The organism is Rhodococcoides kyotonense (assembly GCF_001645385.1).
Taxonomy (GTDB): Bacteria; Actinomycetota; Actinomycetes; order Mycobacteriales; family Mycobacteriaceae; genus Rhodococcoides; species Rhodococcoides kyotonensis_B.
In genome coordinates this window covers 41,119-67,483 of the sequence record NZ_LVHI01000012.1, presented here as the reverse complement: position 1 = coordinate 67,483, position 26,365 = coordinate 41,119, and the positions used below count along the sequence as shown (strand labels likewise).

General features: G+C 66.9%; 21 protein-coding genes. 13 read left to right on the top strand and 8 right to left on the bottom strand.

Going from position 1 to position 26,365, the window contains the following annotated elements; all coding sequences use genetic code 11:
- The first annotated feature begins 12 nt into the window (after positions 1–12).
- From A3K89_RS08360 to A3K89_RS08350, 3 genes are read left to right on the top strand one after another with little or no spacing between them, the layout of a single operon-like run.
- Positions 13–774, top strand: a complete 762-nt coding sequence (locus A3K89_RS08360; protein WP_157105276.1) for an SDR family NAD(P)-dependent oxidoreductase — start codon at positions 13–15, stop codon at positions 772–774.
- On the top strand, positions 774–1,997 hold the full coding sequence (locus tag A3K89_RS08355; protein ID WP_068425861.1) for a bifunctional cobalt-precorrin-7 (C(5))-methyltransferase/cobalt-precorrin-6B (C(15))-methyltransferase: 1,224 nt from the start codon (positions 774–776) through the stop codon (positions 1,995–1,997). The genes A3K89_RS08360 and A3K89_RS08355 overlap by 1 nt, the downstream gene beginning before the upstream one ends.
- A complete protein-coding gene (locus A3K89_RS08350) occupies positions 1,994–2,731 on the top strand; it encodes a cobalt-precorrin-6A reductase (protein ID WP_157105275.1) in 738 nt (245 codons plus the stop codon). Before A3K89_RS08355 ends, A3K89_RS08350 begins: the two co-directional genes overlap by 4 nt.
- On the opposite strand, the gene cobJ is transcribed toward A3K89_RS08350, so the two are convergent.
- From cobJ to cobG, 3 genes are read right to left on the bottom strand one after another with little or no spacing between them, the layout of a single operon-like run.
- The gene (gene cobJ / locus A3K89_RS08345; protein ID WP_068424111.1) at positions 2,726–4,243 is read right to left on the bottom strand and encodes a precorrin-3B C(17)-methyltransferase; all 1,518 of its coding nucleotides are present in this window, start codon (positions 4,241–4,243) and stop codon (positions 2,726–2,728) included. The genes A3K89_RS08350 and cobJ overlap by 6 nt on opposite strands.
- On the bottom strand, positions 4,240–4,866 hold the full coding sequence (locus A3K89_RS08340; RefSeq protein ID WP_068425859.1) for a precorrin-8X methylmutase: 627 nt from the start codon (positions 4,864–4,866) through the stop codon (positions 4,240–4,242). Before A3K89_RS08340 ends, cobJ begins: the two co-directional genes overlap by 4 nt.
- A gap of 31 nt (positions 4,867–4,897) precedes the next feature.
- Positions 4,898–6,034, bottom strand: coding sequence for a precorrin-3B synthase (gene cobG / locus A3K89_RS08335; RefSeq protein WP_084423731.1), 1,137 nt, complete (start codon positions 6,032–6,034; stop codon positions 4,898–4,900).
- 237 nt (positions 6,035–6,271) lie between these two features.
- Between cobG and cobN the strand changes: the two genes are divergently transcribed.
- Genes cobN through A3K89_RS08320 form a run of 3 tightly spaced genes read left to right on the top strand, consistent with a single transcriptional unit; the run spans position 6,272 to position 11,960 of the window.
- On the top strand, positions 6,272–9,913 hold the full coding sequence (gene cobN / locus A3K89_RS08330; RefSeq protein ID WP_068424109.1) for a cobaltochelatase subunit CobN: 3,642 nt from the start codon (positions 6,272–6,274) through the stop codon (positions 9,911–9,913).
- A gap of 15 nt (positions 9,914–9,928) precedes the next feature.
- Complete coding sequence (locus A3K89_RS08325; protein ID WP_068424107.1) at positions 9,929–10,306, top strand: PPOX class F420-dependent oxidoreductase; 378 nt, start codon at positions 9,929–9,931, stop codon at positions 10,304–10,306.
- A gap of 34 nt (positions 10,307–10,340) precedes the next feature.
- Entirely contained in the window at positions 10,341–11,960 is a 1,620-nt protein-coding gene (locus tag A3K89_RS08320; protein WP_068424105.1) for an amidohydrolase, read from the top strand.
- On the opposite strand, the gene A3K89_RS08315 is transcribed toward A3K89_RS08320, so the two are convergent.
- Positions 11,952–12,551 (bottom strand): TIGR03086 family metal-binding protein, encoded by a 600-nt coding sequence (locus A3K89_RS08315; protein ID WP_068424103.1) that lies wholly within the window; start codon positions 12,549–12,551, stop codon positions 11,952–11,954. The two genes, A3K89_RS08320 and A3K89_RS08315, sit on opposite strands and share 9 nt — an antisense overlap.
- A gap of 56 nt (positions 12,552–12,607) precedes the next feature.
- Here A3K89_RS08315 and A3K89_RS08310 point away from each other — a divergent pair, with 56 nt between their 5' ends.
- Positions 12,608–13,606 carry a helix-turn-helix transcriptional regulator gene (locus tag A3K89_RS08310; RefSeq protein ID WP_254303470.1) on the top strand — a complete coding sequence of 333 codons (999 nt, stop codon included), beginning with the start codon at positions 12,608–12,610 and terminating at the stop codon, positions 13,604–13,606.
- Positions 13,607–13,633: 27 nt separating this feature from the next.
- Here the strand turns inward: A3K89_RS08310 and A3K89_RS08305 are convergent, their stop codons facing one another.
- On the bottom strand, positions 13,634–16,015 hold the full coding sequence (locus A3K89_RS08305; protein ID WP_068424101.1) for an ATP-binding cassette domain-containing protein: 2,382 nt from the start codon (positions 16,013–16,015) through the stop codon (positions 13,634–13,636).
- Positions 16,016–16,201: 186 nt separating this feature from the next.
- Here A3K89_RS08305 and A3K89_RS08300 point away from each other — a divergent pair, with 186 nt between their 5' ends.
- Complete coding sequence (locus A3K89_RS08300; RefSeq protein WP_068424099.1) at positions 16,202–16,627, top strand: VOC family protein; 426 nt, start codon at positions 16,202–16,204, stop codon at positions 16,625–16,627.
- 2 nt (positions 16,628–16,629) lie between these two features.
- Here the strand turns inward: A3K89_RS08300 and A3K89_RS08295 are convergent, their stop codons facing one another.
- Genes A3K89_RS08295 through A3K89_RS08285 form a run of 3 tightly spaced genes read right to left on the bottom strand, consistent with a single transcriptional unit; the run spans position 16,630 to position 20,293 of the window.
- A complete protein-coding gene (locus A3K89_RS08295; protein ID WP_068424097.1) occupies positions 16,630–17,991 on the bottom strand; it encodes a metallopeptidase TldD-related protein in 1,362 nt (453 codons plus the stop codon).
- The gene (locus A3K89_RS08290; RefSeq protein ID WP_068424095.1) at positions 17,988–19,514 is read right to left on the bottom strand and encodes a TldD/PmbA family protein; all 1,527 of its coding nucleotides are present in this window, start codon (positions 19,512–19,514) and stop codon (positions 17,988–17,990) included. Before A3K89_RS08290 ends, A3K89_RS08295 begins: the two co-directional genes overlap by 4 nt.
- Positions 19,515–19,525: 11 nt before the next feature.
- Positions 19,526–20,293: a TSUP family transporter gene (locus A3K89_RS08285; RefSeq protein WP_068424093.1), complete on the bottom strand. Its 768-nt coding sequence runs from the start codon at positions 20,291–20,293 to the stop codon at positions 19,526–19,528.
- Between the two features lie 34 nt (positions 20,294–20,327).
- On the opposite strand from A3K89_RS08285, the gene A3K89_RS08280 reads away from it, so the two are divergent.
- The 5 genes from A3K89_RS08280 to lnt all read left to right on the top strand — a co-directional run bounded on the left by A3K89_RS08280 (position 20,328) and on the right by lnt (position 25,959).
- Positions 20,328–21,488 (top strand): sensor histidine kinase, encoded by a 1,161-nt coding sequence (locus A3K89_RS08280; protein ID WP_068425853.1) that lies wholly within the window; start codon positions 20,328–20,330, stop codon positions 21,486–21,488.
- A gap of 52 nt (positions 21,489–21,540) precedes the next feature.
- Positions 21,541–22,200, top strand: a complete 660-nt coding sequence (locus A3K89_RS08275) for a response regulator (protein ID WP_068424091.1) — start codon at positions 21,541–21,543, stop codon at positions 22,198–22,200.
- 81 nt (positions 22,201–22,281) lie between these two features.
- A complete protein-coding gene (locus A3K89_RS08270) occupies positions 22,282–22,776 on the top strand; it encodes an FxsA family protein (RefSeq protein ID WP_068425850.1) in 495 nt (164 codons plus the stop codon).
- Positions 22,777–22,793: 17 nt separating this feature from the next.
- Positions 22,794–24,389: an amidohydrolase gene (locus A3K89_RS08265; protein WP_068424089.1), complete on the top strand. Its 1,596-nt coding sequence runs from the start codon at positions 22,794–22,796 to the stop codon at positions 24,387–24,389.
- Positions 24,379–25,959, top strand: coding sequence for an apolipoprotein N-acyltransferase (lnt, locus tag A3K89_RS08260; RefSeq protein WP_068424087.1), 1,581 nt, complete (start codon positions 24,379–24,381; stop codon positions 25,957–25,959). Before A3K89_RS08265 ends, lnt begins: the two co-directional genes overlap by 11 nt.
- Positions 25,960–26,365: the final 406 nt, after the last annotated feature.

The following is a 26,365-nucleotide window of genomic DNA, read 5'->3' as shown; positions in this document are numbered from 1 at the left end:
TAATCGGACAGACTGTGTGACGTGACGACCACTTACGACCACGAGACACTTCTGTTGCTCGGCGGCCGCAGCGAGATCGGCGTCGAGCTGGCCGTTCGGCTCGCGCAGGGACGAACCGTCGTACTGGCAGCGCGGCGGAAGGACGATCTGTCCGAGCAGGTGGCGCGGGTACGCGCGGCGGGCGCGCGAGACGTCGTCACCGTCGAGTTCGACGCCGACGACCTGAGTTCACACCGCCCCTTGCTCGAAGCGGTGGCGAACGAACACGGGCCGCTCGGCACCGTCGTCCTGGCCTTCGGGATCCTCGGTGATCAAGCGCGTGCCGAGGTCGACGCCGAGCATGCGGTGGCCGTCGTGCACACGGACTACGTGGCGCAGGTGTCCGTTCTGACGCACGCCGCGAACCTGCTGCGAGCGCAGGGACGCGGACAGCTCGTCGTGTTCTCCTCGATCGCGGGCAAGCGTGTGCGCAAGGCCAACTACGTCTACGGTTCCGCCAAGGCCGGCTTGGATGGATTCGCATCCGGATTGACCGATGCGTTGCACGGATCCGGTGTGTCGTTGCTCCTGGTGCGCCCAGGGTTCGTCATCGGTTCGATGACCGAGGGCATGACTCCCGCGCCGTTCTCGAGCACGCCGGGGCAGGTTGCCGACGCGACCGCGCGGGCAGTGAAAGCCGGTAGGGCCCGCGTGTGGATTCCCGGCATCCTCGCGCCGATCAACATCGTCATGAATCTACTTCCGGCGTGGATCTGGCGAAGGATGCCGCGCTGATGCCTGCCTCCGTGGACGTACCGATCGACGTCGTGGGTATCGGCGCCGACGGTTGGGACGGACTGTCCGATGCAACGCGTGCGATCGTGGAACGGGCCGACGTCGTGTTCGGGTCGGCCCGACAGTTGGATTCGGTACCGGTGCCGGACGCGCGAAAACGGCAGTGGGCCAGTCCGATGCTGCCGACGCTGCGCGGTGCGATCGACGAGTTCGACGGCCGTTCGGTCTGCGTGCTGGGGAGCGGCGACCCGATGTTCCATGGGATCGGCGTCACGCTGGCGCGGGTGTTCGGCGCCGACCGACTGCACGTGATACCCGCCCCGTCCTCGCTGTCGTTGGCCTGCGCGCGGATGGGATGGGCAGTGCACACCACGACGACGGTCAGCCTGGTGAACACTCCCGTCGGGGCGCTCGGACCTGCCCTCGCCGACGGGGTGAACGTGCTGGTGCTCTCGCGTGACGGCACCACTCCGGGTGCTGTCGCAGAGTTGTTGCGACAGAACGGGTTCGGCGAGTCGCGGGTCACCGTCCTGGAACAGCTGGGCGGACCTGCGGAGCGCTCCGTTCGTTCCACCGCGAACACGTGGACCGAGGGGGCGGCCGATGCGCTGAACGTCGTCGCGATCGAATGCATCTTCTCCGGAACGACCAGGCTCACGCGCGTTCCCGGTCTGCCCGACACCGCGTACGCCGGAGACGGGCAGCTGACCAAGGCGGAAGTGCGCGCGCTCACTGTCGGCGCACTCGCACCGTCACCGGGCGAGACGTTGTGGGACGTCGGCGGCGGCTCGGGATCCATTGCCATCGAATGGATGCGCACCGATCCGCGGTGCCGTGCGGTCGTCTTCGAATCGGCGCCGCACAGGCGAACCCAGATCACGCAGAACGCGTCGACGCTCGGGGTGCCTGCGTTGCGATGCGTCGGAGCCGCACCGTCTGCGTTCGAGGACTTGGCGGACGACGGTCCGGTCGACGCACTCTTCATCGGCGGTGGGCTGACCCAGGACGGCATGCTCGACGCGTGCTGGGCACGGGTGCGATCCGGTGGCCGCGTCGTCGCCAACGCCGTCACTGCCGAGTCGGAAGCGCTGTTGCTGCAGTGCGTTTCGCGTTACGGCGGGTCGCTGCGAAAGTTCCAGATCTATCGCGGCGAGCCGTTGGGGTCGTTCACGAGCTGGCGTCCGCAACTGCCCGTCGCGCAGTGGGTTTCGGTCAAGCCGTGAAAGTTCTGATTCTGGGAGGCACGTCCGACGCGCGCGCCCTCGCGCAGTCTCTCGACGGCGACGGCCGATTCGATGTCGTGACGTCGCTGGCGGGCCGTGTGCGGGATCCGTTGCTGCCCGCGGGACGTGTCCGCGTCGGCGGTTTCGGTGGCGTCGACGGTCTCGCGTCCTGGATTCGAGAACACGACATCGGTGCCGTGGTCGACGCGACTCACCCGTTCGCCGCGCAGATCTCGGAGAACGCGGTCGCGGCCGGCGCCACGACGTCGATTCCTGTTGCGGCGCTGCGTCGTCGGGCGTGGGTTCCCGGACCCGGCGACCGCTGGACGGCCGCGGCGTCGGTGCAGGACGCGGCAACGATCGTCGGCGACAGGCCTCGGCGGGTGTTTCTGACGATCGGACGTCAGGGCGTCGGTGCGTTCGGTGGCGATGCGACATCGTGGTTCCTCGTCCGAAGCATCGATCCGCCCGACGCCGACTTGCCCCCGCAACACGAGTTGCTGCTGGCGCGTGGCCCGTTCACCGTCGACGCCGAACGTGACCTGATGCGGAGTCGGCGCATCGACCTGATCGTGTCGAAGAACAGCGGGGGAGCGATGACCGAAGCCAAGCTGGTCGCCGCGCGTGAACTCGGGCTGCCGGTCGTCATGATCGAACGACCGCGGCCCCCGCACGGCGACCTCGAGACGGATTCGGTCGCCGACGTCGTGACCTGGTTGGACGACCACCTATGACGGGTTGGCCGCCACCTCGGGATAACGCCGCGGCGTGAATATCTGCGTACCGCTGCCGGTCTCGACGACCGTGGTCTGCGACGAGCCGATGATGAGCAGACACCGCATGTCGACGTCCGCGGGATCGAGGTCCGCGAGGCGCACCGTCCGTACCGTCTCGTCGTCGCTGCCGACCGCACGACCGATGATCACCGGTGTGTCCGGCCCACGATGCTCGAGCAGGAGATCGCGCATCGCCGCCACCTGCCAGGTACGCGACTTCGACGCAGGGTTGTAGATCGCGATCGCCATATCGGCGGCTGCCACGGCGGACAGCCTCTGCGCGACGACGTCCCACGGCTTCAAGCGATCCGACAGCGAGATGACGGCGTAGTCGTGGCCGAGCGGTGCGCCGACTCGGCTCGCCACGGCGTTCGCTGCGGTCATTCCCGGAACGACTCGGACGGGCACGCCGGACCACTGAGGTTCCGCCGCGACCTCGACGACGGCGGATGCCATCGCGAACACGCCTGGATCGCCGGACGAGACGACGGCGACACGCTTGCCGCGCTTGGCCAGATCGAGCGCGAACGCGGCACGTTCGGACTCGACCTTGTTGTCGCTGATGTGGCGAGTCTGCCCGGGGCGCACCGGCACTCGATCCACGTAGGTGACGTACCCGACCAGATCGGTCGCGACCGCCAGTTCCCGGCGCACCTCGTCGGTGGTCCACCGGTCCGCGCCAGGACCGAGTCCGACGACGACCACTTCACCTGTCGTGCTCGCGCCGCGTGCTGCCACCGGGTTGTTGACGGGGCTCGGAACGATCGCGATCGAGAAGTACGGCACCTCGGATGGGTCGACCTCGGCCGCGGCGAGAACACGCTGCGCGGGTGTGCTCGCCCGCTCGACGTACTTCGCCTCGTCCAAGCGTCCCGATTCCCGCAGCGCACGAACGACATTCGGGTAGGTGCGACCCAGCTTCATGATCGCGGCCGCGTCGGTGGTGCGGAGGCGACGCGTCAGCTCCTCGACGGGCAGGGTTCCCGGCAGGACCGTGAAGACCTCGTCGCGTTCGACGAGCGGTGTGGCCAACGCCGCCGACGCCGCGCTCACCGACGTCACGCCAGGAACGACCTCGACGTCGAACCGATCGCACAACCGCTTGTGCATGTGCATGTACGAGCTGTAGAACAGCGGATCGCCCTCTGCCAGAAGGACTACCGACCGACCTGCGGACAGGTGGGCAGCGAGTCGATCCGCGGATTCCTCGTAGAACTCGTCGATCGCGCCCTGGTATCCACCCGGGTGGTCCGTCGCCTCCGTCGTGACGGGGTAGACGAGGTGCTCTTCGATCTGGCCGTCGCGCATGTAGGCAGCAGCGACGCCCCGCGAGATGCTTCGGCCGTGCCGCGCACTGTGGAAGGCGACGACGTCGGCCTCGCCGATGACGCGGGCGGCCTTGACGGTCACCAGTTCCGGATCGCCCGGGCCGAGCCCGACGCCCCACAATTTCCCGTGTTGCACGCTCATTCTTCCTCGCTCGCAATGGCGTTGACGGCGGCCGCCGTGATGGCGCTTCCACCGCGCCGACCGCGGACGACGATGTAGTCGAGCCCGAGCTCGGACGCGATCAGGTCTTCCTTCGACTCGGCTGCACCGATGAATCCGACAGGGCCGCCGACGATCGCGGCCGGTCGGGGAGCACCTGCAGCGAGCATCTCGAGCAGATGGAACAGAGCTGTCGGAGCATTACCGATCGCGACGACCGCGCCGTCCAGCTTCTCGCCCCACAGCTCGAGCGCCGCCGCGGTGCGCGTGGTGCCGAGCTTCTCGGCGAGAGAGGGAACCGCTGGATCGGACAACGTGCAGAGCACGTCGTTGTCGGCAGGCAATCTCCGACGCGTGACGCCTGCGGCCACCATGTTGGCGTCGCACAGAATCGGCGCGCCTGCCCTCAGCGCGGCGCGGGCCGTCGAGACGACGTCGTCGGTGGCGGCGACGACCTCGGTCAGATCGACTTCACCGCATGCGTGGATCATCCGGACGACGACCTGCGCGACCTCGGGTGCGAATGCCGACAGATCGGCCTCCGCCCGAATGGTCGCGAAGGACTGCCGGTAGATCTCCGCACCGTCGCGGATGTAGTCGTACATGAAGTTCACGATAGGGGAGTGCTACGAGGCGTCAGGACACCCGGTAGCCGGTGGGTCCGGCGACGACGTCGACGACGTCGCCTTTCGGTTTACCGCATCGCCGCTCGCATCCGGACCAGTGCTGGCGACGTCCGGCCTCGACGTCACCTCTCTCGACCGCCTGCGTGAGGTCGCCGCGCACATCGGCGTGGGACTTCTCGCACCCCGGTGATCCGGTACAGGCACTGACCTGCGCCCACGGCGAGGATGCGTCGAAGATCAGTCCCATCGGTGCGAGCACTCGGACGACGGTGTCGGCGGCACCCTCGTCGAGATCGCACACGACGATGCCGCGCCAGGGCGTCACGACGAGCGGCCGTTCGATCGCTGCCAGGAACTCCCCGAGACGGGCGTCGAGCACCCCCATCGCGAGCACACCGCCGAGCGCGACACGGCCGTCGTCCTGCGTCATCCAACCGATCGGCGCCTCGTCCGCCCCGGACGAGTCGAGTTCTTCGGGTTCTCCGGCACCGAGCCCCAGCTGGTCGAGCACTCGTGCCGGTCCGTCGGACAGTTCGGACAGCCGCCATTGCGTGTCCCGAAGGTCGACGAATACCTGAGCGGCGTCGAGCAGGACGTCCACCACGTCCTCCGCATCGATGCGCACACCGGTGTCGGCTCCCGCGAGTATCAGCGCGAACTCCTCGGGCGTGATCGCCTGGACGCCGAAGTCGGGCTGCAAGGCGGTGACGTCTCCTCGGCCGTCGTCGAGCGCGAACTGCGTCCGACCAGGCAGTTCCGCCAACGTATCGCGGGAGCACAGCGCCTCGTCGAGACGCTGGACGAGAGCACGCACGTCTGCGAGTCCGCCGACACGGCCAGACAGTGGTGACGCGAGGATGTTGCGCACGCGCTCGTGCGTCGCGGACGGAAGCAGCCCCGCCGACGCCAGACGCTCCGCCAGCGCGTCGCCATCGGTGATGCCGCGGAACTGCACGTTCGCGCGTGACGTGAGTTCGAGCTTGCCGTCGCCGAGCTCGGAGGCCGCGTGCGCGAGCTGCACCATCGCATCGGGCGTGAGCCGGCCACCGGGCAGGCGGACACGCGCGAGGCCGCCGTCGGCAGCCTGATGCATCGTCAGCGCACCGGGGCAGCGGTCCGGGTGCTCACGCGGGTCGGTCGAACTCATGTCGTCGAGGCTACAAGCGGTATCGACGGCGTCCACGTCGGCATCGAACACACCCGGGTAGCATTCCGTCCCGACAAGGCTTCGTCCGAGAGGAAACCCGGTGCAATCCCGGTGCGGTCGCGCCACTGTGAAAGCCAGACCCTCTCGGATCGCAGCACGAGACTCTCGTTCGACACTCTCGTTCGACGCTGTCGATCGACGTAGAAGGGCGCGAAACCCTTCAGGAGGGCTTTACCCGTGATCTTGCTGCTGTCGACGTCCGACACCGACCTGCTCAGTGCGCGCGCCAGCGGCGCCGACTACCGGTGGGGCAACCCGTCCCGACTGCTCGCCGACGACGTTCCCGCGCTGGCCGACGGCGTCGATCTGATCGTCCTGCGCATCCTCGGTTCGAGGCGATACTGGGAAGAGGGCGTCGACGCCGTCCTCGCATCCGGACTTCCCGTCGTCGTGCTGGGTGGCGAACAGGCACCGGACGCCGAGTTGATGGAGCTGTCGACGGTTCCGGCCAACGTCGCGGCCCAGGCGCACAACTACCTCGCCGAGGGCGGCCCCGAGAACCTCGTGCAGCTGCACGCGTTCCTGTCCGACACGGTCCTGCTGACCGGCAACGGATTCTCGGCACCACTGCACACCCCGACGTGGGGGATTCTGGAGCGCCAACCGACTCGAACCGTCGATTCCGCCCCTGTGCCATCGGGTCACTCCGCAGGCTCCGCTCCTGTCGTCGCCGTTCTGTATTACCGTGCCCAGCACCTCGCCGGAAACACGACCTACATCGATGCGCTGTGCACGGCCGTGGAAAATGCAGGTGGACAAGCGCTTCCGATCTTCTGTGCGTCGTTGCGCACCGCGGAGCCCGAACTTCTCGAGACCCTGAAACAAGCCGACGCGATGGTCGTGACGGTCCTGGCCGCCGGTGGTACCAAGCCGGCGAGCGCATCGGCAGGCGGTGACGACGAGGCATGGGACGTCGCCGAACTCGCCGCGCTCGACGTGCCCATACTGCAGGGACTGTGCTTGACCAGCAGCCGCGAGACCTGGGAAGCGAACGACGACGGACTCTCTCCGCTCGATGTGGCAACCCAGGTCGCGGTCCCGGAGTTCGACGGCCGCCTGATCACGGTTCCGTTCTCGTTCAAAGAGATCGACGGCGACGGCCTGACCACCTACGTGCCCGATCACGAGCGGGCAGCCCGCGTCGCGGGAATCGCCGTGCGGCACGCGAAACTTCGTCGCATCCCGACGCCGGAACGCCGCATCGCGTTGATGTTCTCGGCGTACCCGACCAAGCACGCGCGCATCGGCAATGCCGTCGGACTCGATACGCCTGCCAGTGCGATCGCACTGATGACCGAGATGCGTTCCGCTGGATACGATCTCGGACCCGTCGACGGACCGGACGCCATTCCAGGGCTGGCGGCCCGTGACGGTGACGCGCTGATCCACGCCCTGATCGCACGCGGCGGTCAGGACCCGGACTGGCTCACCGACGAGCAACTCGAGGGCAATCCGATTCGCATCTCGGCAGCGCGGTACCGATCGTGGTTCGCCCAGCTGCCCGACGAGCTGACCTCGGCCGTCGAGGAGCACTGGGGCCCCGCACCCGGCGACATGTACGTCGACCGATCGTCCGACAAGGACGGCGAAATCGTCATCGCGGCAATGCAATTCGGCAACGTCGTGATCATGGTTCAGCCTCCGCGCGGGTTCGGCGAGAAGCCCGTCGCGATCTACCACGATCCCGATCTCCCGCCGAGTCACCACTACCTCGCCGCGTATCGCTGGATCCAGGCGTCGCAGGACGACGGTGGTTTCGGCGCCGACGCGATGGTGCATCTCGGCAAGCACGGCAACCTCGAATGGCTGCCGGGTAAGACCCTCGGTATGTCAGCCTCGTGCGGCACCGACGCGGCACTCGGCGACCTCCCGCTGATCTACCCCTTCCTCGTCAACGACCCCGGCGAGGGCACCCAGGCAAAGCGTCGTGCGCACGCGACCCTCGTCGACCATCTCATCCCGCCGATGGCGCGCGCGGAAAGCTACGGCGACATCTCGCGCCTCGAACAACTGCTCGACGAACACGCGAACATCTCGGCACTCGACCCCGCGAAGCTCCCGGCGATCCGCCAGCAGATCTGGACGCTGATGACGGCGGCGCAGATGCACCACGATCTCGGTCTCGAAGAACGACCCGACGAGGACGTGTTCGACGACATGCTGCTGCACGTCGACGGGTGGCTGTGCGAGATCAAGGACGTTCAGATCCGCGACGGGCTCCACGTTCTGGGGCAGGCGCCCGCCGGTGACAGTGAGGTCGAACTGGTGCTCGCGATGCTGCGCGCGCGGCAGATGTGGGGTGGTGAACAGTCGGTTCCCGGTCTGCGCGAGGCGCTCGGTCTGAGCGAGGAGGGCGACGAGGCACGCACACGCGTCGACGACATCGAGTCCGTCGCTCACGGTCTCGTCGCGGCGATGCAGGCGTCAGGATGGGATCCGGCAGCAGCGGACACGGTTGCCGGGGACCACGGATCCGTCGTCGCCGACATCCTTCGGTTCGCCGCGTCCGAGGTCGTTCCGCGACTGCGCGGTACGTCCGAAGAGATCGAGCAGGTTCTGCACGCCCTCGACGGCGGATTCGTCCCCGCGGGGCCGAGCGGTTCGCCGCTGCGCGGACTGATCAACGTCCTGCCCACCGGCCGCAACTTCTACTCCGTCGACCCCAAGGCCGTCCCGTCGAAGCTCGCGTGGGAGACCGGGCAGGCGATGGCCGACTCCCTGCTCGAGCGGTACCGGAAGGATCACGGCGAGTGGCCGAAATCGGTCGGCCTGTCCGTGTGGGGCACGTCCGCGATGCGCACGTCCGGTGACGACGTCGCGGAAGTGTTCGCGCTGCTCGGAGTCCGGCCGGTGTGGGACGAGGCGTCGCGGCGCGTCACGACGCTCGAGGTCATCGACCTGGGAGAACTGGGACGCCCGCGCATCGACGTCACCGTGCGCATCAGCGGATTCTTCCGCGACGCGTTCCCGCACGTCCTGGCGTTGCTCGACGACGCGGTGCGTCTGGTCGCCGCGCTCGACGAGCCTGCGGACCGAAACTTCGTCCGCGCGCACGCGCAGGCCGATCTCGCCGAGCACGGCGACGAACGACGCTCCACGACGCGTATCTTCGGGTCCAAGCCAGGAACGTACGGGGCAGGCCTGCTGCAGCTGATCGACAGCAAGACCTGGCGTAGCGACGAGGATCTCGCGCAGGTCTACACGACGTGGGGCGGTTTCGCATACGGCCGCGGCCTGGACGGTGTGCCCGCGTCGGACGACATGCGCACGGCGTACCGCCGAATTGCCGTGGCGGCCAAGAACACCGACACGCGCGAGCACGACATCGCCGACTCGGACGACTACTTCCAGTACCACGGCGGCATGATCGCTACGGTGCGCGCGCTGACGGGCACGTCACCGGAGGCCTACATCGGCGACAGTACGAGGCCGGACACCGTCCGCACCCGTACGTTGTCGGAGGAGACCACCCGGGTGTTCCGCGCACGCGTCGTCAATCCGCGTTGGCTGGAGGCGATGCGCAGGCACGGGTACAAGGGCGCGTTCGAGATGGCGGCCACCGTCGACTATCTGTTCGGGTACGACGCGACGACCGACGTCGTCGCGGACTGGATGTACGAGAAGCTCGCCCAGACATACGTTCTCGACGAGCAGAACCAGAAGTTCATGCAACAGTCGAACCCCTGGGCGCTGCACGGCATCGCCGAACGGCTGCTCGAGGCGACCGAACGCGGCATGTGGGCGGAACCGGATCCGGAGATTCTCGGTGAACTTCGCCAGGTGTATCTGCAGACGGAAGGCGATCTGGAGGGGGAGTAGCCGTACGCTGGTCGTATGCCCACGTTTCAGGAGATCGCCGACGGAAAGTACGTCTCGCTGACCACGTTCAAGAAGGACGGCACGCCCGTCGCGACGCCACTGTGGGGCGTTCGTGAGGGTGACCGCCTACTGGTGTGGACGACCTCCGATTCGTGGAAGGTCAAGAGGATCCGGCGCAACGGCCGTGTGACGGTAGCGCCCTGCACGGCGCGCGGGAAGATCCAGGGCGAGGCGCAGAACGGCTTCGCCGAAATACTGGACGGTCCCGCCACCGACAAGGTTCGTCGCGCGATCGCACGGAAGTACGGCATTCTCGGTTGGCTGACCGTCACCGGCAGCACGCTTCGGCGCGGCAAGACCGGCACCGTCGGCATATCGGTGGCGCCCGCCTGACGCGACCTGCATACTTCCTTTTCGGGAGGTAAGGATGTCGTCGTACGCCGATCTTGTTCTTGTCGGAACCGTGCTGACCGTGGACGCGAGTCGCCCCACCGCAGAAGGCGTTGCGGTGCGGGACGGTCGTATCTGCGCGGTGGGCACCAGAGCGGAACTCGACTCCGAGATCGGCCCGAGCACACACGTCGTCGACGTCGGCGACGGATGCGTGATGCCCGGTCTGGTCGAGGCGCACGGCCATCCGCTGATGGAGGCGGTGGTGCTGTCCGATCGGATGGTCGACATCCGTCCGGTGACCGTTCGCGACGCCGACGCCGTCGTGGCGGCCGTGCGTGACGAGGTCGGGCGCCGCGGTGACGACGGCGCATTCCTCAGCGGGTGGGATGCGTTGCTGCAGAAAGGCCTTCCAGAGCCGACCCTGGCGTGGCTCGACTCCGTCGCACCGGATACGCCGCTCGTGATCCTGCACAACTCGGGCCACCTCGCGTTCTTCAACTCCGTGGCGGCCCGTCTGCACGGATTGGACCGCAACACACCCGACCCGAAGGGCGCGGCCTACGGGCGTGAAGCGAACGGCGAGCTCGACGGTACGGCCCGAGAGACTGCGGCGGTGTTTCCGCTCGTCTCGTCCGCGATGAATGCCGGCTCCTATCCGAAGATGTTGGCCGAGGAGTGCGCACGGCTCAACCGCGCCGGGCTGACGACGTGTTCCGAGATGGCGTACGACCCGAAGTTCGGCCCTCTCGTCGAGGCGTTGAACGCGCAGGGAGCGCTGACGGTTCGCCTTCGTACCTACGAGATGTCCAACCCGACGATGACCGCGCGATCCACCCCTGGTGCGGGCGACGACATGGTGCGCGCTACGGGAATCAAGATCTGGGTGGACGGTTCGCCGTGGATCGGCAACATCGACTTGACGTTCCCGTACCTCGACACCGACGCCACCGCGGCCATCGGCGTCGAGCCGGGATCGTGCGGGCACGCGAACTACACCCGCGAACAGCTGACCGAAATCGTCGACGCCTACTTTCCGCTGGGATGGCCGTTGGCGTGTCACGTCATGGGCGACAACGGGATCGACACGATTCTGGATGTGTACGACAGCGTCCTCACTCGCCACCCCCGTCCGGACCACCGGCTGCGCCTCGAACACGTCGGCGCGATCCGCGACGATCAGATCGCACGCGCGGTATCGCTCGGCGTGACGTGCAGCCTGTTCGTCGACCAGATCCATTACTGGGGTGACGTTCTCGTCGACGGACTCTTCGGGCCCGAGCATGGATCGAGGTGGATGCCCGCCGGGTCGGCCGTAGCGGCAGGCATGAGGGTTTCCCTGCACAACGATCCTCCCGTCACTCCGGAGGAACCGCTGCGCAACATCGCCGTCGCAGTCACGAGAACGACACCGAACGGGCACGTCTCCGGTCCGGAACAACGGCTGACCGTCGAACAGGCCATTCGCGCTCAGACCATCGACGCAGCCTGGCAACTGTTCTCCGAGAACGAGATCGGCTCCATCGAAGTCGGCAAGTACGCGGACTTCGTCGTGCTGTCCGCCGATCCTCGCACCGTCCCGCCGGAAGACATCGCCGACCTCGACGTCCGCGCCACCTACCTCGCGGGCACCCGGGTGTTCGACGGCTCAGCGTGACGCGGCACCGAGCCACGGAGCACTGACCCGGCCGGACCAATTGACGAGGCGTTCGGTCGGGCCGGCGTCGGCGGCGGGTTCGACGACCTCGTCGAAAGGCATGACGTCGCGAGGCTCGGCGGGAATCGCGCGTGCGGCGGCGGCGAGCACGGGTTCCACGAGCCGGGGTTCGGCCTCGGACGGACGACCCGTCGACACCGCCAGATCCCATCCGTGAACGAGGGTTTCGTTGATGTAGGCCCACACCGCGGCGCGGCCCGGCACGGTTCCCCAGGGCGCCGTGACCGTCATGTCGAGCGTGTTCTCACCCGCCCATGCCTCGAGCGCCAGTCGGGCCTCCTCTCGATACGCGGCAGTCGCGTCGTCGAACCCGGTGAGCACCACCGGCACGGTCGTGGGGTCGCCGCCCAGTGCCATCGTCCTGGCGCGTCGCACACCCGCGATCTGGTGCCCCAGCAGCGCTCGGACGTCGAAGTCCGGGCACGGCGTCGGCAGCGTCATCTGGTCGTCGCGAGTTGCTTCCATCAGGTCGGCGACCCAGGCCAGCGCGTCGCGGTAGAGGGGCCGGGGATCGAGTGCGATGTCGGTCATGATGCTCTCGTTTCGTCGTGGTTCGAACGGTACGAGAAGAAGTCAACATCGAATACATGACATCTTCTGTCGTGTATTCGTGCGAGGATCGGCGAGTGCGCGCGGACAGATTGATCTCGTTGGTTCTTCTGCTGAGACATCGTGGGCGCATGTCCGCGTCGCAGCTGGCTGCCGAGCTCGAAGTCTCGGAGCGCACGGTGCTGCGGGACATCGACGCCTTGTCCACCTCGGGCTTCCCGGTGTTCGCCGAACGCGGTCGTCACGGAGGTTTCGAGCTTCTTCCCGGCTTCACGACGGACCTCACCGGCTTGACCGCGGAGGAGGCGACAGCGCTCATGTCCGCGGACGCGTCGGCGTCGCTCGGCATGGGGTCGGCCTTCGCGTCCGCTATGCGCAAGGTCGCGGCGTCGTTGCCCGACGAGCAGCGACGCGTCGCGACGTCGGTGGCCGACCGCGTACTGGTCCGGCCCGAAGGCTGGCTCCGAGACCCCGAACGCGACGAGTATCTCGACGTCGTCCAGCGCGGGGTCTTTCTCGGGCGCCGACTACGGCTCGACTACGAGGGCCGTAGCGGTACGCCGAGCGTGCGGACGGTGGACCCGATCGGACTCGTGTACGCCGCCGGGCACTGGTACCTGATGGCGACGGTGGACGGGGACGAACGGACCTATCGACTGTCTCGGATTCGCCGTGCGGAACTACTGGACGACGACGCCCGCAGGAGTCCGAAGGTCGATCTCGGTGCGCTGTGGGATGCCGGTCGCCGACGGTTCAGGTCGAGTCGGGACACCGTGTCCGTTCGACTGCGTGTGCGGCCCGATCAGCTGGACCACGTCGCCGCCACCGCGATCCGAGTGGACGAGACATCGGCCCCGCACGACGGGTGGGTCGAACTCGACGCACTGTTCGGCGGTGTGGCACATGCCTGTTCGACGGTATGGATGCTCGGAGGCGACTGTGAACTGCTCGGCCCCGCAGACGTGCGGGCCGCGGTGTTCGACCGCGCTCAGCGGATGATGACGCGTCATGCACCCCATGTGCGCGCGAGTACATAGAGGGTTATGCATTCGCGCGCACGAGGGCTAGCGCCCCACGTACGCCGCGAGATGCTCGCCCGTCAGCGTGGACCGATCGGCGACGAGATCGGTCGGCGTGCCCTCGAAGACGACGCGACCGCCGTCGTGACCGGCGCCGGGGCCGAGGTCGATGATCCAGTCCGCGTGTGCCATGACCGCTTGATGATGTTCGATCACGATGACCGACTTGCCCGCATCGACGAGACGATCCAACAGACCGAGCAGCTGTTCGACGTCGGCCAGGTGGAGGCCGGTCGTCGGCTCGTCGAGAACGTAGATTCCGCCCTTCTCGCCCATGTGGGTCGCGAGCTTGAGCCGCTGACGCTCACCGCCGGAGAGGGTGGTCAGCGGTTGACCCAGTTTGATGTAGCCGAGGCCGACGTCGACGAATCGCGTCAGGATCTTGTGCGCCGCAGCCAGTTTCGACGTCTCACCGAAGAACTGGTGCGCTTCCGCCGCCGACATCTCGAGCACCTCGCTGATGTCCTTGCCGCCGAGGTGGTATTCGAGGACCGATGCCTGGAAGCGCTTGCCCTCGCATTCCTCGCACGGGGTTGCGACGCCTGCCATCATCGCCAGGTCCGAGTAGATGACACCGTTGCCGTTGCACGTCGGGCAGGCGCCTTCCGAATTCGCGCTGAACAGAGCAGGCTTGACGCCGTTCGTCGTCGCGAACGCCTTGCGGATCGGCTCGAGCAGTCCGGTGTACGTCGCGGGATTGCTACGACGCGACCCACGGATCGCGCCCTGATCGATGGCGACGACGTCGTCCAACCCGGACAGCGACCCGTGGATGAGCGAGCTCTTGCCGGAGCCCGCGACGCCCGTGACGACGGTCAGCACCCCGAGCGGCACGTCGACGTCGACGTTCTGCAGGTTGTGCGTATCGGCGCCGCGGATCTCGACGACCTCGGTGAACTCTCGGACGGACTCCTTCAGCGTCGCCCGGTCGTCGAAGTGCCGTCCGGTGATCGTGTCGCTCGAACGCAGGCCGTCGACCGTGCCCTCGAAACATACTGTGCCACCGGCGGATCCGGCCCCGGGCCCGAGATCGACGATGTGATCGGCGATCACGATCGTTTCGGGTTTGTGTTCCACGACGAGAACGGTGTTGCCCTTGTCCCGCAGTTGCAGCAGAAGGTCGTTCATGTTCTGGATGTCGTGCGGATGCAGACCGGTGGTCGGCTCGTCGAAGACGTAGGTCACGTCGGTGAGCGACGAACCCAGGTGCCGAATCATCTTGGTGCGCTGAGCTTCACCACCGGAGAGCGTGCCTGCGGGACGCTCGAGCGACAAGTAGCCCAGTCCGATCTGCACGAACGAGTCGAGCGTCTCGCCGAGCGACTCGAGCAGGGGTGCGACGGACGGTTCCTTCAGCCCGCCCACCCACTTCGCGAGGTCGCTGATCTGCATCGCGCACGCGTCGGCGATGGAGATTCCCTTGATCTTCGACGACCTCGCGCCCTCGTTGAGACGGGTCCCGTCGCACTCCGGACACGTCTGGAACGTCACCGCACGCTCGACGAACGCGCGGATGTGCGGCTGCATCGCGTCGACGTCCTTGGACAGGAACGACTTCTGGATCTGGGGAACGAGACCCGAGTAGGTGAGGTTGATGCCCTCGATCTTGATCTTGGTCGGCTCGCGGTAGAGGAGATCGTTCAGTTCCTTCTTGGTGAACTTCGCGATCGGCTTGTCGGGGTCGAAGTAGCCGCAGCCACGGAAGATTCGGCCGTACCACCCCTCCATGCTGTATCCGGGGATCGTGATCGCACTCTCGTTGAGGGACTTGCTGTCGTCGTACAGCGCCGTCAGGTCGATGTCGCTGACCGACCCGCGTCCCTCGCAGCGCGGACACATGCCGCCGGTGATCGAGAAGGTCCGCTTCTCCTTGGTCTCACGCCCGCCCTTCTGCATTGTGACGGCTCCGGCGCCGGAGATCGACGCGACGTTGAACGAGAACGCCTGAGGCGACCCGATGTGCGGCGCACCGAGGCGGCTGAACAGGATGCGCAGCATCGCGTTGGCGTCGGTGGCAGTGCCGACCGTCGAGTGCGGATTGGCACCCATCCGCTGCTGATCGACGATGATCGCCGTGGTCAGGCCGTCGAGCACATCGACGTCGGGCCGCGCGAGCGTCGGCATGAAACCTTGGACGAACGCGCTGTACGTCTCGTTGATCATGCGCTGCGACTCGGCGGCGATCGTGCTGAACACGAGAGAGCTCTTGCCCGAACCGGACACGCCGGTGAACACGGTCAGTCGGCGTTTGGGGATCTCGACACTGATGTCCTGCAGGTTGTTGACCCGCGCGCCCTGGACTCGAATCAGATCGTGGCTGTCGGCCGCGTGCATCTCGGGTGACCGTGTGCCCGCACTCGCTGCCATCCGTTGTCGCCTCTCCCTCGGTGGGTTCACGCGGAATACGTTAGTTCCAGCGGCGCCGTGATACTTCTCGAATCCTGACCGGAGTGGGCTTCGCGCGTTTCGACTCGCGCTCGGTGGTGCACTCTTCGGCGGGGTGGCACGCGGGCAGCGCGACGGCGACAGGTCTTCGACGAGGAGAGACACACCATGGCGATAGCAGCTACCGATTTCCACCACGTCCGCATCACCGTCAGCGACATCGACGTCTCGCGGAAGTTCTACGACGACGTGTTCGGCTTCGACGTCGCGTACGAGTGGGATCCGAACGCCGACGAGCAGACCAAGAAGGAGCTGTGGTTTCTGTTCGGGGGAGTGATCTACTCGTTCGCCGGGGGACTGTTCGGCCTTCGTCCGGTTGCGCCGGGCGAGGATCGGTTCGACGAAGACCGCGCAGGCCTCGACCACCTGAGCTTCGCCGTCGCGACCTACGACGATCTCGAGAACGCCGTGGCGACCCTCGACGAACTGGGAATTCGTCACGAGGGCATCAAGTCGGCCGGCGAAGGCCTGAGCATCCTGGAATTCCGTGACCCGGACAACATCGCGCTGGAGATCTCAGGACCGGAGAAGTAGTCCTACTGTGCTTTGCTCACCGAGGACATGTGGAAATCAGGAATACGTAACGGCGGCATCGCCGTTCGCGTGAACCAGTCCTTCCACTCCCGGGGCAGCGTCTTCTCCGTCGCCCCGGCCTCGGTGACGCGGCGCAGCAGATCCAGTGGGCTCTCGTTGAAGCGGAAATTGTTGACGGCTCCGGTGACCGTTCCGTCCTCGACGAGGTAGACGCCGTCACGGGTCAGTCCGGTGAGCAGCAACGTGGCGGGATCGACCTCTCGGATGTACCACAGCGTCGTCAGCAGCAGTCCACGCTCGGTGCGTGCGATCATCGCGTCCAGGTCGGCGTCGCTGCCGCCCGTCAGGACGAGGTTGTCGCCGGGGATCACGGGGTCGGTGTCGTACTTGTCGGCGAGGAACCGCGGGTACGCCAGCGCTCCGACGGCACCGTCACGTACCCAGTCGACGCGCGAGGTGGCCATTCCGTTGTCGAACACCGAGACCGAATCGTTGGACGCACCGGTCGCGACGAAGGGCGAGTACTCGAGCCCGGCGTAGTTCGGATCGGAGAACAGCGTCAGGGGAATCGAACCGAGCTTCTCGCCGACGCGTGTGCCGCCCGGCCGCGACAACGCCGTATGACCTTCCTGCGCTCCCCGGCCTTCCATCGTCCACATCAGGTAGATCATCAGATCGGCGATGGCCGACGGCGGTAGCAACGTCTCGTATCGTCCTGCTGGAAGATCGAGTTGCGTCGAAGCCCACCCCAGCCGCGTCGACAGGTCACTCAGCAACGAGGCGACGTTCACGTCGTCGAAGTGCTTGGTGCTCGCGCCGACCCAGGCACTCGCGTCGTCGCGTTTGCCGTTGATCTCGATCGAGCCGGTGGGCTGCGTGAAACGGCGCCGGATCCCCGACGTCGATCCGAGCCAGACCGTGTCGAGGCGGTGATGGGCGAAGCCGTACAGCTGGTCCCGGCCGGCGAAGCCCGCGGCGAGGTCCTCGGTGAAACGGCCGAACACGCCGATGCTCGTGAGCGCGGTGTCGGCGGCCCAGTCGTCCGGATCGCCGGTGCCGGTGACGAGTGGCATCGCATCCTCGGCGGGTTCGGCTGCGCGAGCGGTGTTCTCGCACGCTGCGACGATCGACGCGATCTCGTCCGGGTCGACGCTCGTCGACGACATCGTCGCGACCTTCGTGTCGCTGGATCCACGGACGACGGAGACGACGGTCCAGTGTCGCGAAATTCCGATTCCGTTGGTGGTCATCGAATTTCCGGCCCAGCGCAACGACGCCTCGCTGGAGTCGGTGACGATGACGAACGTGTCGTCGACCGTGGCGAGTGCGAGCACCCGCTCGACGACCTCGTGACCGGGAATCACTGGCCTGCCTCCGATCGCGTGTTGAGAACGTTCACTCCACGGAAGACGGCAGCGGGACATCCGTGACTGACGGCCGCGACCTGACCGGGCTGCGCCTTTCCGCAGTTGAACGCGCCACCGAGGCGTCGCGTCGACACGCCGCCGACGAGATCCATCGATCCCCAGAAGTCGGTCGTCGTCGCTTGATAGGCGACATCGCGCACCTGGCCGTCGAGCACGCCGTTCCTGATGCGGAAGAACCGCTGTCCGGTGAACTGGAAGTTGTAGCGCTGCATGTCGATCGACCAGCTCTTGTCGCCGACGACGTAGATCCCGTCGTCGACCGAGGCGACCAGATCGTCGATGGTGCGATCGACGACGGGATCCGGTTGCAGGGACACGTTCGCCATTCGTTGAATCGGAACGTGCTGCGCCGAGTCGGCGTACGAGCACCCGTTGGAGCGGGAGAGTCCCAGCCTCGGCGCGAACACGCGGTCGAGCTGATAGCCGACGAGCACGCCGTCACGGATCAGATCCCACTGCTGCGCGGCCACGCCGTCGTCGTCGTAGCCGATGGTGGAGAGCCCGCCCACCTCCGTGCGGTCGGCCGTCACGTGCATGATGTCGCTGCCGTACCTCAGTGTGCCGAGTTGGTCCGGGGTCGCGAACGACGTACCGGCGTACGCCGCCTCGTACCCGACTGCGCGGTCGTACTCGGTTGCGTGACCGATGGATTCGTGGATCGTGAGCCACAGATTGGTCGGGTCGATCACCAGGTCGGTCGGACCCGGAACGACGGACGGCGACTTCACCTTCTCGGCGAGCCATCCGGGGATGCGCGTCAGTTCGTCCGACCAGTCCCACGTGCTGTCGGCACCGAGGTACTCCCATCCACGGCTGACCGGCGGGGCGAGAGTGCGCATCGTCTCGAAGGCGCCCGCGGCCGTGTCGACCGTCGTCGCTTCGAGCTGGGGGTGGAGCCGGACTCGTTGCTGCGTGATCGAACTGCCGGCCAGATCGGCGTAGTACGTCTGTTCCTTGACCTGCAGTACCGAAGCGGTCACATGATCGACGCCGTCCGACGCGCGAAGGCGGGCGGAGTAGTCGGTGAGCAGTTCGACCTTGTCGCGGGTCGGAACGTGAAACGGATCGACGTCGTACTCCGACACCCATGTCGCGTTCGCGTACACGGGCTCGTCGGCGAGCTCGACGCGTTCGCGGTTCAGCGACCGGAGTGCCTGCGCGATGTCGACGGCCGTGCGTGCCGTCGCCGCGGCCGCGTCGACCGACAGATCGCTGTGCGACGCGAAACCCCACGTACCGTCCACGACGACGCGCACTGCGAGGCCGATTTCGGAGCCGTCCACGGCCGACTGGACGACGCCGTCGCGCAGGTTCAGCGATTGCGTGGTGAGGCGCTGCACTCGGAAGTCCGCGTGCGACGCACCGGCGCGCCGCGCGACGTCCAGGGCAGCAGCGGCCAGTTCACCGCACGGCATCGCACGGAAGTCCGGATCGACATCGCGGTGGGGCGGCTGGGTCACAGACACGGAGATTAGCCGAATTGTTGCCAGCCGAGGCGGACAACCATGCCGATGACGACGACGAGCAGTACGACGCGCACGAATCCGGCGCCGCGTGCGAGCGCCGCACGCGATCCCAGCACGGCACCGATCACGTTGCACACCGCCATCGCTGCGCCCAACTGCCACAGCACGTGTCCGGTCACGGCGAAGAACGTCAGAGCCCCGACGTTGGATCCGAGATTGAGCACCTTGGCCATCGCGGCGCTGCGCACGAACTCGGTGCCGAGCAGCGTCGCGAACGCGATGATGAAGAACGTTCCCGTGCCGGGGCCGAGAATGCCGTCGTAGAAGCCGAAGCAGCCGGCGGCGAGAAACACGACGACGAGAATCTTCCGAGTCGTCGGCGGGCGAGCTGCGGCGACGGTCCCGATGGTCGGGCGCGTCGTCACGAGCACCGCGACACCGACGAGCGCGACCATGATGATCGGGATGAACAGGTCGCGGTCGATCAGCGACACCGCCGCGGCGCCACCGGCAGCCGCGACCGCGGCGAGCACCGCGGCCGGCACGAGAATCTTCCAGTCGAGAGCCACCTTGCGTGCGAATGTCACGACGGCCGCGGCCGTACCGAACACGGCTGTCACCTTGTTGGTCGCGAGCGCTGCCTGGGGACTCAGCTGCGGCGCGACCAGCAGGATCGCGGGTAGCAGGATCAATCCGCCGCCGCCGACGACCGCATCGACCCAGCCGGCGGCAGTGGCCGCCACCATCAACAATCCCCAGTCCGCCGCGGTCATAAGGCCCTTGCTCGCATACGGCAAACTCAATCACATGCGGAGATTCAGCCTGTGGCTCAGGGGCAAGCCCTTCGTCGCGGACTCGCTGCTCGCAGGAATGCTCGTCGTGCTCGACGTCGTCGCGCTGGTCGCCAACGCCGAGTCGACGAATTGGGTGCTGTTCGGTGTGGTCACCTCGGCGGTCTGCACCCCGATCGCATGGCGTCGTCGGCACCCTCGAACGGTCGCGGTCGCGGTGCTCGTGGTGTCGTTGTTCGGCACGACGACCGGCGCGGCACTGGGAGAGACGACCAACCTTCATCCCTCGCTGCTCGCGCTGCCGATCATGCTGTACACGTTGGTGGCCTACGTGGGTCGGCGTGACGCGCTGTTCTATCTGATCGCGGTGATCCTGGATTCGATACTGGCGCTGCTTCTGTTCGACGAGGACCTCATCACCAGCGTCGTGTTCGGCGCCATGATGTATGCGCTGGCGTGGATCGCGGCCGAGTTCCTCGGCGCCCGGCGCGCGTACGACGAGGCCGTCGAAGCGCGCCTTGTCGTCGCCGAGTACGACCGAGATCGCCGCGCCGAGGAGGCGGTCGCCCTCGAACGGACGCGCATCGCACGCGAACTACACGACGTCATCGCCCACGGGGTGAGCGTCATGGTCGTACAGGCCGACGGTGCGTCCTACGCGATACGCAAAGATCCCGAGCGGGCCGAACAAGCCGTCGCGAACATCTCGGCGACCGGTAGGCAGGCGCTTGCCGAACTGCGCCGGACCGTTGCCTTGCTGCGAACGACACCGCACACCGACGACATGCCGCAGTACGGCACAGCGGGTCTGGCGAAGGTGGTGGACATGATGTCCAAGGCCGGCCTCTACGTCGAACTCGAGCAGACGGGAAACCTCGACGACATCAGCCCCGCGATCAGCTTGGGAGTACATCGTGTCGTCCAGGAGTCGCTGACCAACGTGCTGCGACACGGCGGTCATGCGCCGAGAGCTCGCGTCTCGGTCGTCCGACGGGACAGCGGCGTCCACGTCGAGGTGATCAATCGCGACGTCGGACCGACTGCGAGCACGGTGCAGGGAACCGGAAACGGGCTCCTCGGCATGCGCGAACGCGTCGCCGTCCTGCAGGGGACGCTGGACGCGGGCCGTACCGACGACGGCCAGTGGGTGGTGCGTGCGGTGCTCCCACTCGAATGAACGGGAGTGGAGCCTGCGGAACTTATCGGCCGCGGGGGATAGGTTGTCCCCTGTGCCGATCACCGTTCTCATCGTCGACGACCAGGAATTGATGCGGATGGGCCTGACGATGGTCCTCGACGCCCAGGACGATCTGTCTGTCGTGGGCGAGGCGTCGGACGGTGCGTCGGCGCTCGCGAAGGTCGACGAGTTGAAGCCGGACGTCGTACTGATGGATGTCCGGATGCCGGGCATCGACGGCGTGACGGCGACGTCGCGCATCGTCGAGTCGAATTCCGAGGCGCGTGTTCTGGTGATGACGACGTTCGATCTCGACGAGCACGTCCTCGGCGCCTTGAAGGCGGGTGCGAGCGGTTTTCTGCTCAAGGACACCCCACCGGAGGATCTCGTCTCCGCCATCCGGAGCATCGCGGGTGGCGACGCCGTCGTGTCGCCGAAAGTCACGCGGCGCCTGCTGGGACGGTTCATCTCCGGCGACACGACGCCCACTCGCGATCCGGCGATGCTCGACGCGCTGACCGACCGTGAGCGCGAGGTGCTCGGACTGCTCGCCACAGGATTGTCGAACGCCGAGATCGCCGGCAGCCTGGTGTTGTCCGAGGCGACGGTGAAGACACATGTCGGGCGTGTACTGACAAAGCTCGGTCTACGCGACCGCGTCCAGGCCGTCGTTCTGGCCTACGAAACGGGACTGGTTCGGCCGGGGGCCTAGCTGCTCGACGGAATGTCGTCCGATCCGGGAGAAAATCGGAACCCCGGTTCGTTGTCGATACAGGCAACGAAAGGAACTACCGTGTTTGCGCTCTTTCTCCTCTATGTCGTCGTCGAGGTGGCCGCACTCGTCGCGGTCGGCAGCGCGATCGGTGTGCTGTGGACCGTGCTGCTGTTGATCGCAGGTTCGGTCGTCGGGCTCGTCCTCGTACGGTCGCAGGGCCGCCGCGTCATGGAGGGTCTGCGCGCCGCCAGTCGCGGTGAACGGACGCCGGCGGGAGCGGTCGCCGACGGTGTTCTGTTCGCGGTCGGGTCGGTCGCGATGTTCGTACCAGGTCTGGTGACGACGGTGTTCGGCATCCTGTTGCTGCTGCCGGTCTCGCGGTGGGCCCTGCGGCCGCTGGTGCTGGCCGCTGCTGCCCGCTGGATGCCGAGCGTCGCGGTCGCGACGCGCAGAATGCGACCGACCGTCATCGACGGCGAGGTGATCGGTGAGACGTACGCGGGGCAGTACCCGAGCACCAGCGGGCGCATCATCGAGATCGACGGACGGGATTTCGATAAGCCGACCCGCTGAGGGCAGACTGGTCAGCCGTGAGCACCCAACTGTTTCTCGGCGGGCGGATCTACAGCGCTTCCGCTCCCGACGCCACGGCGATGGCCGTCACCGATGGAATCGTCACGTGGACAGGCGAAGACCGAACCGGCCGCGCACTTCATCCGGGTGCCGAGGAGTTCGACCTCGCGGGGGCCTTCGTCGCTCCCGCCTTCGTCGACGCACATGTTCATACGACGGCACACGGGCTGCTGCTCGGCGGGTTGGACCTGTCGGCGTCCCGGTCCCATGCTCAGTGTCTGGACGAACTCCGCCGTCACGCCGCGCGAACCGACGACGCGGTGATCTGGGGTCACGGCTTCGACGAGTCGCACTGGCCGGACGGGGGAGCACCCACCACCTCCGAGCTCGACGCCATTGCCCCCGGCCGCGCCGTGTATCTGACGCGCGTCGACTCGCATTCCGCCGCGTGCTCGACGGTCCTGCGCGCGGCGTGCCCGGACCTGGCGAACGCGATCGGCTTCCACCCGGAGCTGCCGGTGACCGCTGCGGCTCATCACGTGGTTCGCGCCGCCGCTCGATCCCTGCTGACCCCCGCCGCACGTGACGCGGCCCGTCGGCGGATGCTCGACGCGGCGGCCGCAGCCGGGATCTGCGCAGTGCACGAGTGTGGCGGCCCCGACGTATCGGGTCTGGGTGACTTCACCGAACTCCTGGCCACCGAGCACGGGGTGGAGGTCCGCGGCTACTGGGGCGAAGCGGTCACCAGCGCCGCGGAGGCCCGAGACCTGCTCGCACGGACGGGTGCGCACGGACTGGCGGGCGACGTGTTCGTCGACGGTTCCCTCGGATCGCACACCGCGTGGCTCACCGACGATTACACCGACGTCCCCGGCCGAGGCACGTCGTACCTCGACGTCGACGCGATCGCTGCGCACGTCGCCGCGTGCACCGAAGTCGGTGTTCAGGCGGGATTCCACGCCATCGGAGACGCTGCGGTGACAGCCGTCGTCGACGGCTTCGCGCGTGTCGCCGCCTCGGTGGGTGGTCCAGCGCTGGCCGCGCGCGGCCACCGCGTCGAACACCTGGAGATGGTTTCCGTCGACCACGCCGCGTCGCTCGCGGCGTGGGGCGTCATCGCGAGCATGCAACCGCGGTTCGACCGCCTCTGGGGAGGTGACGACGGCATGTACGCACAACGCCTCGGCGCGGACCGCGCGCGTGCACTGAATCCGCTGGCACCGTTGGCCTCCGCGGGCGTTTCCCTGGCATTCGGATCCGACGCACCGGCGACGTCGATGGACCCGTGGGCGGTACTACGCGCTGCGGTCGGTCACCACACAGCCGGTAGCGGAGTCTCGCCGCGCGCAGCGTTCGCCGCTGCCACCAGGGGCGCGTGGCGAGCAGGCGGTGTGCGCGACGGGCTGGCGGGGACGTTGACGCCGGGAGCGCCTGCCAGTTTCGCGATGTGGGACGCGCCCGAACTCGTCGTGAGGGCCCCGAAGGACGGCGTCCAGCGGTGGTCCACCGATCCGAGAGCGGGAGTGCCGCCCTTGCCGCCGCTCGAGCTGGACTCGCCGAGCCCGCGTTGCCTGCGCACCGTTCATCGCGGGCGCGTGATCCATGAAGCGTGACCCTCGGGCGATCACGAGGGTCGCCGCGTCGAGTGCTGTCTCCGTGGCGTCGGGTCTGCTGCTCTATTTGAGCTTCCCACCCCGCACGCTGTGGTTCCTGGCACCGTTGTCGATCGCACTGCTGGTCCTCGTGCTCGTCAGAGGGCGGGGAGACGGTCCACAATCGAAGAAGGCCGGTTTCGGATACGGACTGCTCGCCGGCTTGGGCTTCTTCGTTCCGTTGTTGCCGTGGATCGGTGTGTACGTCGGACCACTTCCGTGGCTCGCGCTGGCGACGGCGGAATCGGTCTTCACCGGACTGTTCGGCGTGCTCGCCGTCGTCGCGGCACGGACCCGGTGGTGGCCTCTGGCTCTCGCTCTCGTCTGGAGCCTCGTCGAATGGGCTCGATCCAGTTTCCCGTTCGGTGGTTTTCCGTGGGGTCGCCTCGCGTTCGGACAGCCCGACGGGTGGCTTCTGCCTCTCGCGGGCGTCGGTGGCGCCCCGCTCCTGAGCTTCGGTGTCGCACTGACGGGGACCGGACTGGCCGCGGTGGCTGTCGCGCTGCTCGAGAAACGCCTTCGCGGAATCATCGTCGGCGTCTCCGTCGCCGCGAGTGCGTCGATCGTCGCCCTTGCCGTGGCACCGATGCTCATCGGGGACTCGCACGATCCGGATTCGCGCACCATCACCGTCGCGGCGATTCAGGGAAGCGTCCCGCGCCTCGGGCTCGACTTCAACGCACAGCGTCGCGCGGTGCTGGACAACCACGTTCGCGAAACGCTGAGTCTTGCCGACGACGTGCGTGCCGGCCGCACGCCCGCGCCCGACCTCGTGGTGTGGCCGGAGAACGCGTCGGACATCGATCCGCTCCGCAACGCAGATGCGGCCACCGAGATCACCGCGGCGTCCGAGGCGGTCGGCGCGCCCATCCTCGTCGGATCCGTTCTCGTCAACGACGATCGCACGACCACCAACTCGGTCATCGTGTGGGACGGCGCAGCAGGGCCGGGGGAACGCCACGACAAGAAGATCATTCAGCCGTTCGGCGAATACCTGCCGTGGCGGAGCTTCTTCCGGCTGTTCTCCGAGTACGCCGATCGTGCCGGTTACTTCGTGCCGGGGACCGGCAACGGTGTCGTTCACGCGGACGGAATCGCCGCCGGTATCGCGACGTGCTACGAGGTGGCATTCGATCGTGCATTGAACGAATCCGTCCGCTCCGGTGCGGAATTCATCGCGATACCGACCAACAACGCAACCTTCGGCGATACCGAGATGACCTATCAACAACTGGCGATGTCACGCGTACGCGCCGTGGAGCACGGCAGGTCGGTCGTCGTGGCGGCGACGAGTGGTGTCAGTGCGATCGTGTCGCCCAGCGGGGCTGTGACGCAACGGACGGAGCTGTTCGTTCCCGATGCGCTGGTCTCGGAGATCGAGCTGCGTCACGACACGACGGTCGCCACCGATCTCGGGGCGATTCCGGAGTACGTTCTCTGTTCGCTTGCAGCGATATTCGTCATTGTCGGAGTTGCACGATCGCGCAGAACAATCCACACGACCGGTTCGGTCGGCAAATTCGACCACTAGCCCCGTAACGACCGACTCATATGGATTCGACGTCGATTTATACGCCGATTTTCGTATGACGACTTGGGTTGCGCGCCAGCCATTGTCGAGATCTGTAACGGTCTCCGACGTAGGCTCGATTCCTCAATAGTGATCGGCCATAAAAGGGGGCGGCGCATTATTGTATGTTCTAGTTCGCGGTGTGTGTAAGCGCACATGTCCGTCGTAGGGAATGAACAGCTTCGGCCTCGGTCGGCGATTCGTTCGGTCGATCGTGGTGGAGACCTGTCGTGCACGACGCAGGTTGCGCGGTTCGTCTCGGTCGTCGATGTGCGGTCGGTGGCTCGGACACTCGGGAGGGATCTTCGGTGGAAGATTGGGTGCTCGTCGACAAGCCTGCAGAATCGCTCGTGAAACAATCCGCGAG